The organism is Collinsella sp. LCP21S3_A3 (assembly GCF_052118905.1).
GTDB lineage: Bacteria > Actinomycetota > Coriobacteriia > Coriobacteriales > Coriobacteriaceae > Collinsella.
On sequence record NZ_JBQKGH010000014.1, the window covers coordinates 1 to 14,869 of the forward strand.

The following is a 14,869-nucleotide window of genomic DNA, read 5'->3' on the forward strand; positions in this document are numbered from 1 at the left end:
ACGGTGAGCCCGGCGCCGCGAAGCGCCCTGGCCCTCTCCACCATTCTCCTACTGTATGCCATGCGGACTCCGTTCCGGACCTCAACGGTCCAACTTTTTGTCCGCAGTCCCCTCTTGAAGTGGGATGCGCTTTCCCAACAGGCCCTCAAGCGGAAACTGCATCCCACTCCGGACGTGAATTCTGGGACACAGTTTCCGCGATTCGCATGACAGGCCACGCTTCTACCATGAGGTGAGCGCAGTTTCTTTATCAGCCCACTCAACCCGCAACGGGTGAGGGGCGGCGGCAGGCGAAGGCACGGGAAAGGTCTGTCGCGAGTTCCGCACGCAAAGGGGGCCACTTAATGTGGCCCCCGTCTTGCGCAGGACTGTTTGAGCAGCAGACCTTTCCCGTACCTCCGCCTGCCGCCGATTCGGGCCCCCGACCCCGTTACTTGATCCCCGCTACTTGATCTTGGTCGTACCCGGCGCCAGGTTGGGGTCGGTCTCGTTGGCCTCGGTCTGGAGGTGTTCGGTGTACACGTTCTTGCCGTCGCGGAACATCTCGTAGTACTGCATCTTGGCGTAATCCTCGCGCGCCTTGGTGGCCGCTGCGGCGACGGCGTCTTCGCCGGTGACGTTGGAGGAGAGCGCCCAGCGCAGGCTAGCGTCCTCGTAGCCCACCGAGTTGATGGCGGGCAGCGACTTGCGCAGCGTCATGTGCGCTTTCTGGTAGTCGGTCAGTGGTGCGCCGACCAGCTGCATCAGCTGGGTGGACAGGTAGTTGATGGACAGGTCGTCGACCTCGCTCGTCTGGTCGCAGCCGGCAACGTCGTAGTTGGCCCAGATGATGTAGTCGGTCTGCCACAGGCGCTCCTGATGCGTAGCGTCGTCCTCGCCGGTAAACCACTTATCGTTGAACTTGGACGGGAAGAACGGCTGATGGTCGCCCCAGAACACCACGACCACCTTGCGGTCGAGATTGCGCAGGGCATTGAGGAAGTAGCGCAGCGCCTGGTCGGACTGCTCGATGCACGAGACGTACTCGTCGACATCGGAGAGTGTGCCGTCCTCGATGGTCTTGGCGTCCAGATCGGTCGTGTCGATGTTCAGGTGCATCTGCTTATCTGCCGGCAGCAGGCCCGTATCGTAGCCCGAGTGGTTCTGCATGGTCACGTCAAAGATGAACTGCGGGTCGGCGTTCTGGTTGAGCAGCTCAAGGATTTTGTCGTAGGTTGCCTGGTCGGTCACCATGCCGCGCAAGGTGTCGGCTCCCTGGAAGTCGTTGATAGACAGGAACTGGTCAAAGCCAAAGTCCTTGTAGACGTTCTCGCGGTTCCAGTTGGTTGCGTGGTTGGGGTGCATGGCCGTTGTGGAATATCCGAGCGACTTGAACTGCTCTGCCAGGTTTCCGGTCGTTTCCATGTTGTAGATGGTGTAGGGGTACACGCCCGAGCCCAGGTTGGCCATGGAGTTGCCGGTCATAAACTCAAACTCGGTATTGGCGGTGCCGCCGCCGTAGGCGCTCACGTAGAGCTTGCCGCGGCTGAGGCAGTCGGACAGGTTCTTAAAGTACTGCGGGCCCTCGTAGCCGGCGTGCATCTCCTGATAGATCGAAAGATCCGAGAAGGTCTCGTTCATAATGGCGATGACCGTGGGCTTCTCGCTATCGAACTGCTCTTGGGCGGCGGTACGGGCGTCGCTTGTGGCGGCATCGGACTTGTCATAGGCCTTGGCATACTTTTTGAGCGTTGCCTTGGCGTCGTCGGCGGAGTAGTTGGCGGGTTTGGGCGGCTTGATGGACTGTGCCGCACTAATAAAGGCAGGCAGATAGCCCTCGCGCCAGTAGCTCTCGAGCGGGCGCCAGGTGTAGACGGTGATGCCGAGGGTGTTGTAGTAGTCGATAAGCGTGACATGCGCGGTCACGCCGCCCAGGCACAGCACCGCTACGAGCAGGTTGGTGAGCAGCATGCGCTTGGCGTTGGCGGCGCCCTTCTGACGGTGCGGTGCTACCAGGCCGGCGTACTCGCATAGCAGCATGGCGATGGCGGTAAAGCCCATGGACAGCACGCAGAACAGCGAGATCGAGTAGGTGTAGCCGCTGCCGGCGACCGCGGCGGCGGTGGAGATGGCCGAAAGGTCGCCCGGCTGGATGGGCATGGATTTAAACGTGATGACGAAGAACTCGGCAATGCCCAGGATAAAGAGGGCGAAGGCCAGGACGGCGGGAGCTGCGCCGCGGCGCTGGAACAGGAAGAACAGGCCGACCATGAGCGTGGTGATGATGGCCCACTCGAGCAGTATGCATAGGGGGTAGACCCAGGTAAAGTCGTGGTTGGACGAGACCTCCATGCCCAGCAGCGCAAAGACGCCGGCGAGCAGCAGGCACAGGACGGCAGCGACGAGCGGTTTGCCCACAAAGGCTCCGCGCAGACGGGCGAGTTTGCCGGTGGGGGCGGGGGCGTCGGGCGCGGCGAACGCAAAGACGCGCGGGGCGATGCGGTCGCGTGCGATGCTGGCCCAGGCGCAGCCGGTGAGGATGGCGTTGGTCAGAACGAGCATTACAAAGGCGAGCGGCTCGTTTTGGGCGACGAGGCCCATGGCGCCCCAAATGGTCAAAAAGACCTGGAACAGACCGAAGGCGACGCTCCATCCAAGAGCGCCCTTGGCAACGGTGCCCGACTGCGCGCGAATGGCTTTGGCCTCGCGCAAGACAAGGAAGACGGTCGCCGCAAGACCGACGAGCGAGATGGCGGCTGCGAACATGCTGAGACTCCTCACAAACTTAAAACTACGAAAGCGGGGGTTTACCCGATTGTTACCAAGATATGCGCTGCGATTGGTGGCTGCGCACAACAACCAGCCATATTAGCGCGCATGTGTGGCGGTGTGGCGCAATGTAGTGGCGACCTGCGCGATAATGGACGGGAATTACACGGAAACGTAAAGGCTTCTTAAAGAAATGGCGAGGTTGAGGCGATGAACGAGCAGGTTTGTATGACGAGTGCGGGCGACGTGGGCGCTGGCATGGGCACGGGCGGCTATCCGGTCGAGACCACGGGCAACGCGGTGCTGGACATTTTGGAGCACCGTTCGTCCACGCGCGCTTTTGCGCGCGATGACAACGACCGTCCCGTAGCGGTGACCGACGAGCAGCGGGCGGCGATTCTGCATGCGACGAGCCGCGCGCCGTCGGCAGGCGCCATGATGATGTATTCCATCGTGAGTATCCGCGAGCAGACAACGCTCGATCGCCTGGCCGACCTGTGCGACCACCAGCCCATGATCGCCAAGGCGCCCTGGGCACTTATATTTGTGGTCGACTATGCCAAGTGGATCGATCTGTTTGAGCACGTGGGTTGCTTTGAGCCCGAGTTTGTCGAGCGCACGGGCAAGGCGCCCCGCCGCGCGCCGGGTTTAGGCGACTTTGCCATCGCGGCGCAGGATGCCGTGATCGCTGCCCAAAACGCCGTGGTCGCCGCCGAGGCCCTGGGGCTGGGGAGCTGCTATATCGGCGATGTCGTCGAGAACGCCGAGGAAGTTGCTGCGCTGCTGGACTTGCCGCCCTATACCATGCCGCTGTCGATGCTCATCATCGGCACGCCCCGCAAGGAGCGCCCGGCGATTGCGCATCCCGTGGTGAACCTGGTGCACGAGGAGCGCTATCGCCGCGCCGATGCCGCGACCATGGATGCGCAGGTGGCCGAGATGGACGCGATGTTCCGTCCGCATGCCCGCGAGGTGGGGGAGCGCGTCGTGGATATCTACACCCGCAAGCACACGAGCCCCTTTATGGCCGAGATGGGCCGATCCATGGAGTGGTGGTTCAAAAACTGGCTCGGAAAATGACGAATGTGACAAAGGGACAGTCCCTTTGTCGCATTCCATATCGCCGCGGTGGCCTAAAGGCCGTATAAATGTTTATCTAGCTGGGAAAACAGTGCATTAAAACATGGGGTGATTATCTATAATCCCCTCGAACGTTAAAGTTGGGAGGAAACCGGCTTATGGAACAAAAGGCCAAGGAGGCAGCCTCGCACGCTGCGATTCCTGTGAGCATCTCGGCGATGCTCGTCACGCTGGGCGTGGTGTATGGCGATATCGGCACCAGCCCCATGTATGTAACCAAGGCGCTCGTTGCCGGCAACGGCGGCATCGGAAGCGTCACGGAGGAGTTCGTGCTCGGCGCGCTCTCGCTCGTCGTGTGGACGGTCACGCTGCTGACGACCGTCAAGTACGTGCTCATCTCGCTGCGCGCCGACAACCATGGCGAGGGTGGCATCTTTGCTCTGTACAGCTTGGTTAAGCGCTGCGGCAAATGGCTCATCATCCCCGCCATGCTGGGCGGCGCGGCACTGCTCGCCGATGGCATCCTCACGCCTGCCGTTACCGTGACTACGGCTATCGAGGGCCTGCGCACCATTCCGGCAGTCCATGCCGTGCTGGGCGACGATCAGGCCCGCGTCGTGGCCATCACGCTTGCCATCATCATTGCGCTCTTCTTGGTGCAGCGCATCGGCACGGCCAAGATCGGCCACGCCTTTGGCCCCATCATGACGCTGTGGTTCCTGTTCCTGGGCGGCACGGGTCTGTTCTTTGTCTTCCAGCACCCCGCCGTGCTGCTGTGCCTCAACCCGGTGCGCGGCATCGCCTTTTTGTTGAGCCCCAACAACCATGCGGGCATCATGATTCTGGGCAGCTGCTTCCTCGCCACCACCGGTGCCGAGGCGCTTTATTCCGACATGGGCCACGTGGGCCGCGGCAACATCTACGCAACATGGCCGTTCGTTAAGTGCTGCTTGCTGCTGTCCTACATGGGCCAGGGCGCGTGGCTTATCAACAACGCCGGCAACCCGGAGCTCATGGGTATCGCCGACCTCAACCCCTTCTACCAGATGCTTACCCCGGGCCTGCGTCCCTTTGCCGTCGGCCTTTCCACCGTCGCGGCCATCATTGCCTCGCAGGCGCTCATCACCGGCGCTTTCTCGTTGGTGTCCGAGGCCAGCCGCCTGGACCTCATGCCGCATATGCAGGTTTTCTATCCTGCCGAGACCAAGGGCCAGCTCTATATTCCCATGGTCAACAACGTCATGCTTGTGGGCTGCGTCATCGTGGTGCTGCTGTTCCAGAGCTCGGCGCACATGGAGGCCGCCTACGGCTTGGCGATCACCCTGACCATGATGTGCACGACGCTGCTGCTCTTCTTCTACTTGCATGTTGATCGCGGCCTTAAGGTCGTCCCGTATATCTTCGTTGTGTTCTTCCTTATGCTCGAGGGCTTCTTCTTTGTGAGTTCGCTCACCAAATTTTTCCACGGTGGCTATTTCACTATTCTTATGGCCATGCTCATCATGGGCGTTATGCTGTGCTGGTACAACGGCACGGCGGTCGAGCGGCGTCAGTTTACGCTGCTGCCGCTGCGCAGCTATCTGCCGCAGCTCAAGCGCCTGCGCGACGACGATCGCTATGAGCTTATGAGCGACAACATCGTGTACCTGACCAAGGACACCAATACCGACTACATCGACCGCGATATCGTCTACTCGATTCTGGACAAGCATCCCAAGCGCGCCCGCGCCTGGTGGTTCGTGAACGTCGAGACCATGGACGAACCGCATACCTTTGCCTATTCGGTCGAGACGTTTGGCACCGACTATGTTTTCCGCGTGCATCTGTACCTGGGCTACAAGGTTAACCAGCGCGTGAACGCCTACCTGCGCCAGGTTGTTCAGGATCTGGCCGCCACTGGCGAGCTGCCGCCGCAGGTGCATGACTACTCGGTCTACAAGGATCCGGGCAACATCGGTACGTTTAAGTTCGTCATGATCCGCAAGCTCCTGGCGCCCGAGAGTGACGTGGAGCCGAGCGAGCGCACGGCCATCACGCTCAAGTACATCATCCGCCGCTTTGCCGGTACGCCGGCGCGCTGGTATGGCCTGGAGAACTCCAACGTGAGCTTTGAGTATGTGCCGCTGTTCACCAAGTTCAAGGCTGTGAACAAGATGCAGCGCCTGGCCCCCAACGAGCGCCCGTAGTCGCCGACAGGTTGCATGGAGTTGGCCTTCGATGGACAGGAGTGTGTGCCCTGCTCGCGCACGTGCTGTTTGTCTAACGACCGCAGACTGCAAAGGCTATACACTTGGAACCACCACAAGGGAAACCACCACAAAGGTGCTGTCCCCTCTGTGGTGGTTTTTGTTTTTAAGAGAGGGGCGGGGTGCCGATGGACGTCCGTGCGGACGGCGATATTGCCGATAGCTTTTGGTGGCGGCGCACAACGCTGACACGTCGCAGCCCTCTGTATGACGCCTGCGTATCGGCGGGGCTGCTGGTCGCGGCGACGATTGTGGGTGCGCTGCTCGACCATCCTGGTCTCGCACCGAGCATCATGATCGTCTATGTGTTCGCCGTGCAGCTGTGCGCATTCTTTACCTGGAGCCGCCTGTATTGTTTGCTGAGCTCGGCTGCCGCCGTAGCGCTCTACAACTTCTTGTTTGTCGACCCGCGCTGCTCGCTATCGTTTATCGACCGCGTCTATCCCGGCATGTTCTTCATCATGTTTGTGGTCTCGCTTGTGTCGAGCTCGATTGCGTTGGCCCTGCGCCGCGCCTTGGCACAGGCTGCCGCCAGCGACCGTCGCACGCATATGGTGCTCGAGACCAACCGCATGCTGCAGCGGTGTTCCGATCAGCAGCAGATTGTGCATGCCATGGCAACGCAGCTGGCGCGTCTTTCGGGCTGTCCGGTCGTGTGGTACAGCGCCGACGCCGACGATGATGACTTGCTGCCGCGTGCGACGTACACGGCCGTGGGTGACGCCTCGCCGGTGCACCAGCTGACGCCCCAGATGCCGCCGCGGCTCTCGGCGTCCGCCTATGTGGGAACGCCGCTCGATGCCACCTATGGCGGCTCGGCGTTTTATGGCATCTACCTGACGGTTTGCACGGGCGACGGCCTCGTGCGCTCGGGCGACCCCGCCTCGGTGGTGGGCGTGCTGGCTATCGTTGCCGAGCCCGACGTGCTGACGCACGAGGAACGGACACTTGCCGACGCCATCGTGAGCGAAGGCGAGCTGGCACTCGATCGCGCCCGCGCCATGGAGGCCCGCGAGGAGGCGGCGGTGCTCGCCAAAAACGAACAGCTGCGCGCCAATCTGCTGCGCTCCATCTCGCACGATCTGCGCACACCGCTTACCAGCATTTCGGGCAATGCCGACGTGCTACTCGACCAGGGTTCGACCGGCACGGCCGTGCTCGATAGCCAGACGCGCCGCAGCATGCTCCTTTCCATTCGTTCGGATGCGCAATGGCTCAACGCCACCGTCGAGAATTTGCTCGCCATCACAAAGCTCGAGGGCGGCGGCATGCATCTGTCGACCACGCTCGAGCTCATGGACGATATCGTCGAGGAGGCGCTGCGCCACGTGAATCCGGCTGTACGCGAGCACGATCTTAAGGTGGTGCCGTGCGACGAGCCGGCGCTCGTCAACGTCGATGCGCGCCTGATGGTGCAGCTGGTGGTGAACCTGGTGAACAACGCTATTGCCTATACGCCGTCGGGCTCGCATATCGTGATCTCGATTATGGCGAACGATGGACAGGTGGCATGTTCCGTCGCCGATGACGGTCCCGGTATTGCGCCCGAGGAGCAGGGCCGGATCTTTGAATCGTTCTACACTGTCAACCATGGCTTGGCTGATAGCCATCGCAGCGTGGGCTTGGGACTTTCGCTCTGTCGATCCATTATGTTGGCGCATGGCGGTAGCATAGAGGTTGCCGCGGCGGACCCGCACGGCTTGGTCTTTACGATTGGGCTTCCCGCCGCCGACGTTTCGTTTGATAAGGGGTAACGCTGTGTCGAACTCTGCCATGAAACCGCTCATCTTGGTCGTTGAGGACGACCCCGCCGTCCGCAACCTTATCGTTGCCGCGCTCGAGGCGCACGGCTTGCGCCATATGGCCGTGGAGACCGCCCATGCCGCCATCGCCGCCGCCTCATCGCAGGCACCGAGTATTGTGCTGCTCGATCTGGGCCTGCCCGATATGGACGGCGTCAAGGTGGTGGAGTCGGTGCGCGCATGGTCGGGCATGCCGATCATTGTGGTCTCGGCGCGCAGCGAGGATGCGGACAAGATTCGCGCACTCGATGCCGGTGCCGACGACTACCTGACCAAGCCGTTTTCGGTCGAGGAGCTGCTCGCGCGCATTCGCACGACGCTCAGGCGCCTTTCGTATGCGCAAACGGGTGGCGTTGCCTCCGAGGGCTCGTTCGATACCGGTGAGCTGCATATCGATTTTGATGCCGGCATCGCCACGATGGATGGCGAGGAGCTGCATCTGACGCCGATTGAGTACAAGCTCTTGTGCCTGCTGGCGCACAACGCCGACAAGGTGCTGACGCACCAGTTTATCCTGCACGAGATTTGGGGCACGGCAACTAAGAGCGACCTGGCGAGCCTTCGTGTCTTTATGGGCACGTTGCGTAAGAAGATCGAGTCCGATCCGGCGCATCCGCGCTATATCCAGACGCACGTGGGTATCGGCTATCGCCTGGTCACCCAGGGCTAGATCGCCAACCACCATCCCAATATGAGTTGCGGTGAAATACGGTCTAAATTTGCCTAATTCCAGGCAAAACAGTCCGCATTCCACCGCAATTTTGTTTATTTGCCCTTGGGCTTGCTGGCGTAGAACTTCTTCTTTTTGGGCTTGCCGGCGCAGGCAGGCTTGCCGTCGCCGCGCGACCCTCGGTCTCCGGCCTGCGCTTGCGCGGGCGCCGTTGCGCGAGGCTTGCGGGCTTCGGGGTTGCGCAGCTCTTCGGTTCGCTCTGCAATCTCCTCGGCGCTAAAGCCGACTTCGGCCATGGCGTCCTCGATGGGTAGGCGGCGCACGATATAGCAATGGTGCACCTTCTGGTTGCGCGCAAAGTCCTCGGGGATGGTCTGCGCCGTAATGTCCTCTAGCACGACGCCCGCGCGCGCGAGCTTGCGCGTCTCGGGGCGGAAGCCGCGTAGGTTGCAGCTAAAGATGGCGTGGCCGCCCTGTGTGAGCAGGCGCGATACGCCGGCCAAAAGCTCAACATGGTCGCGCTGGACGTCCCAGGTGCGGCGGCCCATCTTTGATGAGTTCGAAAACGTGGGCGGATCGACAAAAATCAGGTCCCAGCGGTTGCGCGTCTGGCGCTGGACGCGAATCCAGGCAAGCACGTCGTCGCGCACAAAATGATGCTGCGGACCAACAAAGCCGTTCTGGCGCATATTGCGCTCGGCCCAGTCCAGGTAGGTGTTGGAGAGGTCGACCGTCACAGTTTCCTCGACGCCGCCGTCTGCCGCATAGCAGGTAGCGGTGCCGGTATAGGCGAACAGGTTGAGAAAGCGCCGCGCCTGCTTGGCGTGCTCGCGCACCAGGTTGCGGGTGACGCGGTGATCCAAGAAGATGCCGACGTCCAGGTAGTCGTCAAAGTTGACGGCAAAGGTAAGGCCGCCCTCCTCGATGAGCGGCAGACGACGGCGTGCGATATTGGCGCGCTCGCCCGAGCCGCCCTTGCCGGCGCCCTGCTTGCCGTACTGCGAGCCGCCGCGCGAACGCATGCGGGCCTTGGCGTGCACGTGCTCGGCGGGAACATCTAGGATGCGCGGCGCGATGGCCAGAATGTCGAGCATGCGGGCCTGGGCAAGCGCGGGATCGATGGTCTTGGGCGCGGCGTATTCGGCGATGACGAGCCAGCGGCCCGGCGTCTGCGGGCAGCCCTCGTATAGATCGATGGCGGCGGAGTAATCGGGTAGGTCGGCATCGTAGACGCGGTAGCAGCTCACGCCCTCGCGCTTTGCCCACTTGCGACGCAGACGGGCGTTCTTGCGCAAGCGGTTGGCGAACTGCTCGGACTCGGGGATGAGCACGGGCAGCGGCTTGCCGTCGCCCAGGTCGAGTGTGGCGGCAGGTTCGGGCATGGGGGTGCTGGCGGCTTTGTCGTTGACTTCGTTGGTATCCGCAACCTCGGCCTCGGCATCTGCGCTGGTCGCAGCCTCAAACGCTGCGGCGGCGTGGTCGAGCGACGGCCAGACTTCGACGGTCGCCTCCTCGTTGTTGGGCATGACGGCGATCGAGCGCTCGGGCTCGGCGTGGAGCGAGCGGGCCAGCAATCCATCGCGGGTGAGCGCGGCGACCGGCGCCGCGGCAAGCTCGGGCGCGCGGCGCAGCTCGCCGACCAGCGTCATGGCGTCGTGCATGAGCGAAAGCGGGGTCTCGGTGGTGTCTGCGACCATGGCGGCACCGGCAACAGCGCCTGCATGGTCCAGCACGGTGGCTGGCTTGGCAGCGCAAAAGTCGACAAAACGCTTGTAGCCGGCGCACTTGACCATGCGCTCGGCAGTCTTGCGGGCAGCGGGGTCAATGTCCACGGCGACGATGCGCGCCTGGCGCTCGCGCGCCGCCGCCTCGCGCTCGCGTGCCTCGGCAAGCAGCTGCTCCCACAGGGCGGCGTCGTGCGGCTGCCAGCCCTCAAAGCCCCAGCGCTCGCGTGCAGCGCCCGGGGCGCGGTCGGTCAGAATGTTCACGGCTTCCAGCAGCAGACCGCCGCCGGCGCACGAGGCGTCGATCAGCGTGGGCAGGGCTTCGTTCTCGTAATCGTCGGCCGTCAACTCGCGCTCGCATAGTGCGGTCCAGCCGACCTGCGCCAGCACCAGGGCGGCGTAGTCGGGGCGCAGCACGTGCGCGCCCTCGCCGGCGCGGGTCGCTGCGGGCGGCAGGCGCTTGAACAGCGGGTCGCCCGAAAGGTCCAGGCTGATGCTCGCGCGGCGCTGACGCAGCGAAAGCAGCAGGTGAACATCGGGATCGGCGGCATCGACATCGGCGCGACGGCCCGTGGTTTCGGCCAGACGGTCGCACAATGCGTCCTTGGCGCGCAAGGCAGAGAAGCGTGTGTTGCGCAGCTGCTCGGTCACGCCGCGGGCGGTGATGGCGATGGTTGCGCCGGGGCGGATGATGTTCTCCCAGGCGATGTCGTAAACGCTATCGTACAGCTCGTCGGCATCCTGCGCCTCAAAGCGCCCAAGAACCACGAACACGCGGCTCGCCAGGCGCGACCACAGACAGGCGCGGTAGCCTTCTTCGAGCTCGCCCTCAAACGTAGCGCGGCCCTTCAGCCGGCGGACATGCGAAAGCCCGAGGCGTTTAAGCTCATCGGCGAGTGCGGACTCAAAGCCCTCGGGGCAGCTTGCGTAAAATTCCATGGGTGACCTCTCTGGTTGCGTCGCTCCATTATATGATGGATGCTTCGTTTGCCCTCATCCCCGAAAGGAACCCATATGATTGATGCGTGCCCCGATTCCGCCGTGCTCTTTTTTGACGTGGACGGCACGCTGACGTCGTTCGATCCCGACGATATGACCGATAAGGACTTTTCGGCGGTTCGCCCCTCGCAGACGGTGGTTGAGGCGTTTCGTGCACTGCGCGATGCAGGGCACAAGGCATTTATCTGCACGGGTCGCCCCCTGTGGCTTATCGCCGATAGCCTGCGTGCGCTCGACCCCGCGGGCGTCGTGGCCATGGCAGGCGCCACGCTCGAGGTCGAGGGACGCGTGGTACACGAGGACTGCTTTGACGAGGACGTTATCGAGGAGCTTGCGCGTCGTATGGCCGCGGCAGGGATTGAGGCCTTTTTCGAGACCAACGTGGCTACTTTTGCCCTGGAGCCTGTGGGCGTTGAGCAGTCGTCTCTGATCGGCACTTCTGTGGTGCACAGCACCGAGGAAATGCGCGTCGACGGCAGTCTGCGCGTGGGCAAGGTATGCCTCAGTGTGCCCAGTTTGGCTCGCGTAGCCAATGATGACGGCTTTATCGATTGCGAGTTTGAGCTGTGCAACACCGGTGGCCAGAATCGCGAGCTGAGCCCCAAGGGTATTGACAAGGGCGTGGGCGTGGCGCGAGCGCTGGCGTATCTGGGCCGCGAAGGAAATGCGCGCACCTTTGGCTTCGGCGATTCGGGCAACGACCTGGGCATGCTCGCTGCGGTCGAGACGGCTGTCGCCATGGGCAACGCCATGCCCGAGGTCAAGGCGGTCGTCGACTACGTGACCGACGATGTCGCACACGACGGCACCGTCACAGCGATGCGGCATTTTGGGTTGATTGAATAAATGGCCGGGTCGCCCGCAGGGGGGGCGACCCGGCCATTTGAGCTATTTTGCAATATAGAGCTTGGGATGGCTGCGACTGCTCTCGATCGCCGCCGTCATGATACCCTCGTCGTCTCCATCAACGATGATGCCATCGAGGTCATCGATCTGCGCGGACTGATAAAAACTGGTCTTGTTGAACTTTCCCTGGTCAACCATCATGTAACTCTGGTTTGAGTTGGTCAGGTACATATGCTTGATCATGGCTGAGAAGTCGTGCTCGACGGTAAAACCGTGGTCGGGGTGGAATCCGTCGGCACTGACAAACGCCTTGTCGGCATGGAGTTTGCTCATGCAGTCGAGCGTTAGTGCGCCCGCGAGATAGAGGTGGCCCTTGCGCACGGAGCCGCCCAGCAGCACTACCGAAGCATTGGGGAGATTAAAGCTGGCATAGTTCGCGATTGCAAGATCGCCGGTGATAATGGTGATCTCACGCTTGTCCATGAGGGCCTTAGCGAAGTAAAAGCCTGTGGTGCCGATATCAATTACCAGAACATCGCCATCATCAACAAGAGTTGCCGCGGTTGCGGCGATGGCCTCTTTGGCCTCGACTTGGACATTGATGCGCTCCTCGGGATACGAGATTGCGTTGGAGCGAGAAAGCGATACCGCTCCGCCGCGTACGCGACGCAGCTTGCCTTCGGATTCCAGCGAGACGAGGTCGTGTCGTGCGGTGACTTCCGAAACCGAAAAACGGCGAACGATGTCGGATACCGAGATATTTGGCTTTTCGGCCAGCCAGTTCATAATAAATCGCTGACGCTCGGCCGGTGAAAGGTCTGAAGTAGATGCCATATGCCGCTCCTTTTGAACGAAAGGCAAAAGATACGCCTTTCGTAATCGAAATATAACGTATCGATATGAAAAGGACAAGGCAAAATCGAATGAATCAAATGAACGGAATGGCATGTCCCAAATGCATGCGTAGCAGATAGTTTGCACTTAAATAGCGTGTAGAGGGTCTTGTTCTGAAGGTGCCGACCAAAAGAAGTACGTTCACACCCGATATTCGACCGTTCACGGAAAGATGACAATTGAGCTTTCGATAGCTTTTGAAATGGTTTATAAAAGAAAACCGAAAAGCTTTTGAAACAAAGAAGAAGGCTTTCGATAGCAATAGTGCTAGATGAGAAAGGACCGAACATGGCGATCAAGGTGTTTGCCGACGGCGCTAACCTCGAAGGCATGCTTGACATGCATGACAATGGTAACGTTCAGGGTTTCACGACCAATCCTTCCCTTATGAAGGCCGGTGGCGTGACTGACTACCGCGCTTTTGCCAAGACGGTTCTTGAGCACATCACCGATGTGTCGGTCTCTTTTGAGGTATTTGCCGACGACGAGGCGGGTATGGAAGCCGAGGCCCGCGAGATTGCAACCTGGGCAGACAACGTCTACGTTAAGATCCCGGCACTCAACACCAAGGGCGAGTCCACCGCCGCGCTGGTCAAGCGCCTTTCTGCCGACGGTATCAAGGTGAATGTCACTACCATCTTCACGCCCGAGCAGGTCGACGAGTTTGTCGATGCCGTCTCTGCCGAGACCCCCTCTATTCTGTCCATCTTTGCCGGTCGCATTGCCGATACCGGCGTCGATCCGCTGCCCCTCATGGCGGAGTCCGTAAAGAAGGCTGCCGTCAAGCCTGCTGCCGAGGTTCTTTGGGCGTCTACGCGCGAGGTCCTCAATATCTTCCAGGCGGAGTCCGTTGGCTGCCAGATCATTACGGTTCCCAATGCCCTTCTTGCCAAGCGCAAGAATTTCGGAAAAGATTTACTCGAGTACTCGCTTGATACGGTCAAGGGCTTCGCCCGCGACATTCAGGCACTTGGTTTCCATATCCTGCCCGAGGAGTAGGGGGCGAGCATGCTGACCGATCTTCTTAAGCCCGAGCTTGTTGCCTGCCACGTCGAGGCCTCCGATTGGGAGGAAGCGATCAAGGCGTGCGGTAAGCTGCTCGTTGACGCCGGCAAATGCGACCAGAGCTATGTTGACGCCATGATTTCGTCGGTTCACAAATTCGGTCCCTATATGGTCTTGGAAGAGGGCATTGCCATGCCTCACGCTCAGGCCGATGGCAATGTGAGCGAGGCCGGCATCTGCATTGTCACGCTTGACCCTGCCGTTGCATTTGGACATGAGGATTTCGATCCGGTTCACGTGCTCGTGGGTATTTGCGCACCCGACCCCAAGGCTCATCTTGGCTGCTTGGCGGAGCTTTCGCAGATGTTCGAGGACGAGGACTGCGTTGCCAAGCTCAGCGCATGCGATACGCCCGAGCAGGTTTTGGAGACCATGCGTTCATTCTTTTAGGCCTTAATGGCACGGCGATGCGTCGCCGCTTTTGGATAGACGGAAAACCGTCACGTGTAGGAGAGGAAGGTTGCCATGCATATCATCACCGTATGCGGAAACGGCATCGGGTCTAGCCTGATGCTCGCTGGCAAAGTCGAGGAGCTTTGCGAGGAGGAGGGCATCAAGGCCGACGTTGAGTCTATGGACCTGAACGGTGCTTCTTCCGCAAATCCGGATCTGTTCATCACCGTTAAGGAGCTCGCCCCCGAGCTCCACGGCAACGTTGTGATCGTTCGCAGCTATGTGAACAAGAAGAAGATCCGCGAAGACGCCCTTGAGGCAATCAAGGCGGCCGCTGCTAACGCCTAAAGCGGCATAAAAAAGGGCGGTTCCCTGTGGAAGAGGGAAACGCGCCCACGTTAG

The 14,869-nt window shown here is 61.0% G+C and carries 11 protein-coding genes; 8 read left to right on the plus strand and 3 right to left on the minus strand.

Going from position 1 to position 14,869, the window contains the following annotated elements; translation table 11 throughout:
- Positions 1 to 444 precede the first annotated feature (444 nt).
- Positions 445 to 2,745, minus strand: a complete 2,301-nt coding sequence (locus ACTQ0H_RS07365) for an LTA synthase family protein (RefSeq protein WP_441548018.1) — start codon at positions 2,743 to 2,745, stop codon at positions 445 to 447.
- Between the two features lie 213 nt (positions 2,746 to 2,958).
- Between ACTQ0H_RS07365 and ACTQ0H_RS07370 the strand changes: the two genes are divergently transcribed.
- From ACTQ0H_RS07370 to ACTQ0H_RS07385, 4 genes are all read left to right on the plus strand, one after another.
- Entirely contained in the window at positions 2,959 to 3,828 is an 870-nt protein-coding gene (locus ACTQ0H_RS07370) for a nitroreductase family protein (protein ID WP_441548019.1), read from the plus strand.
- 158 nt (positions 3,829 to 3,986) lie between these two features.
- Positions 3,987 to 6,014: a KUP/HAK/KT family potassium transporter gene (locus tag ACTQ0H_RS07375; RefSeq protein ID WP_441041416.1), complete on the plus strand. Its 2,028-nt coding sequence runs from the start codon at positions 3,987 to 3,989 to the stop codon at positions 6,012 to 6,014.
- Between the two features lie 188 nt (positions 6,015 to 6,202).
- On the plus strand, positions 6,203 to 7,828 hold the full coding sequence (locus tag ACTQ0H_RS07380; RefSeq protein ID WP_441548020.1) for a sensor histidine kinase: 1,626 nt from the start codon (positions 6,203 to 6,205) through the stop codon (positions 7,826 to 7,828).
- A gap of 4 nt (positions 7,829 to 7,832) precedes the next feature.
- Entirely contained in the window at positions 7,833 to 8,546 is a 714-nt protein-coding gene (locus ACTQ0H_RS07385) for a response regulator (protein WP_370450656.1), read from the plus strand.
- Between the two features lie 95 nt (positions 8,547 to 8,641).
- On the opposite strand, the gene rlmKL is transcribed toward ACTQ0H_RS07385, so the two are convergent.
- Positions 8,642 to 11,209, minus strand: a complete 2,568-nt coding sequence (rlmKL, locus tag ACTQ0H_RS07390) for a bifunctional 23S rRNA (guanine(2069)-N(7))-methyltransferase RlmK/23S rRNA (guanine(2445)-N(2))-methyltransferase RlmL (RefSeq protein ID WP_441048916.1) — start codon at positions 11,207 to 11,209, stop codon at positions 8,642 to 8,644.
- Positions 11,210 to 11,284: 75 nt separating this feature from the next.
- On the opposite strand from rlmKL, the gene ACTQ0H_RS07395 reads away from it, so the two are divergent.
- Positions 11,285 to 12,115, plus strand: coding sequence for an HAD-IIB family hydrolase (locus ACTQ0H_RS07395; RefSeq protein ID WP_441548021.1), 831 nt, complete (start codon positions 11,285 to 11,287; stop codon positions 12,113 to 12,115).
- A 42-nt stretch (positions 12,116 to 12,157) separates the two neighbouring features.
- On the opposite strand, the gene ACTQ0H_RS07400 is transcribed toward ACTQ0H_RS07395, so the two are convergent.
- Entirely contained in the window at positions 12,158 to 12,949 is a 792-nt protein-coding gene (locus ACTQ0H_RS07400; RefSeq protein WP_195838607.1) for a DeoR/GlpR family DNA-binding transcription regulator, read from the minus strand.
- Between the two features lie 348 nt (positions 12,950 to 13,297).
- Here ACTQ0H_RS07400 and ACTQ0H_RS07405 point away from each other — a divergent pair, with 348 nt between their 5' ends.
- The 3 genes from ACTQ0H_RS07405 to ACTQ0H_RS07415 all read left to right on the plus strand — a co-directional run bounded on the left by ACTQ0H_RS07405 (position 13,298) and on the right by ACTQ0H_RS07415 (position 14,815).
- Positions 13,298 to 14,008 carry a transaldolase gene (locus ACTQ0H_RS07405; RefSeq protein WP_117564350.1) on the plus strand — a complete coding sequence of 237 codons (711 nt, stop codon included), beginning with the start codon at positions 13,298 to 13,300 and terminating at the stop codon, positions 14,006 to 14,008.
- Positions 14,009 to 14,017: 9 nt separating this feature from the next.
- On the plus strand, positions 14,018 to 14,464 hold the full coding sequence (locus tag ACTQ0H_RS07410; protein WP_154517874.1) for a PTS sugar transporter subunit IIA: 447 nt from the start codon (positions 14,018 to 14,020) through the stop codon (positions 14,462 to 14,464).
- A gap of 75 nt (positions 14,465 to 14,539) precedes the next feature.
- Positions 14,540 to 14,815 (plus strand): PTS sugar transporter subunit IIB, encoded by a 276-nt coding sequence (locus ACTQ0H_RS07415; RefSeq protein ID WP_022094539.1) that lies wholly within the window; start codon positions 14,540 to 14,542, stop codon positions 14,813 to 14,815.
- The last annotated feature ends 54 nt before the right edge of the window (positions 14,816 to 14,869 follow it).

Bases quoted from the DNA above. Each gene is read 5' to 3' on its own strand.
- ACTQ0H_RS07375 (WP_441041416.1), top strand. From the start codon at position 3,987: ATGGAACAAAAGGCCAAGGAGGCAGCCTCGCACGCTGCGATTCCTGTG.
- ACTQ0H_RS07405 (WP_117564350.1), top strand. From the start codon at position 13,298: ATGGCGATCAAGGTGTTTGCCGACGGCGCTAACCTCGAAGGCATGCTT.
- ACTQ0H_RS07410 (WP_154517874.1), top strand. From the start codon at position 14,018: ATGCTGACCGATCTTCTTAAGCCCGAGCTTGTTGCCTGCCACGTCGAG.
- rlmKL (WP_441048916.1), bottom strand. From the start codon at position 11,209: ATGGAATTTTACGCAAGCTGCCCCGAGGGCTTTGAGTCCGCACTCGCC.
- ACTQ0H_RS07380 (WP_441548020.1), top strand. From the start codon at position 6,203: ATGGACGTCCGTGCGGACGGCGATATTGCCGATAGCTTTTGGTGGCGG.
- ACTQ0H_RS07370 (WP_441548019.1), top strand. From the start codon at position 2,959: ATGAACGAGCAGGTTTGTATGACGAGTGCGGGCGACGTGGGCGCTGGC.
- ACTQ0H_RS07415 (WP_022094539.1), top strand. From the start codon at position 14,540: ATGCATATCATCACCGTATGCGGAAACGGCATCGGGTCTAGCCTGATG.
- ACTQ0H_RS07400 (WP_195838607.1), bottom strand. From the start codon at position 12,949: ATGGCATCTACTTCAGACCTTTCACCGGCCGAGCGTCAGCGATTTATT.
- ACTQ0H_RS07395 (WP_441548021.1), top strand. From the start codon at position 11,285: ATGATTGATGCGTGCCCCGATTCCGCCGTGCTCTTTTTTGACGTGGAC.
- ACTQ0H_RS07365 (WP_441548018.1), bottom strand. From the start codon at position 2,745: ATGTTCGCAGCCGCCATCTCGCTCGTCGGTCTTGCGGCGACCGTCTTC.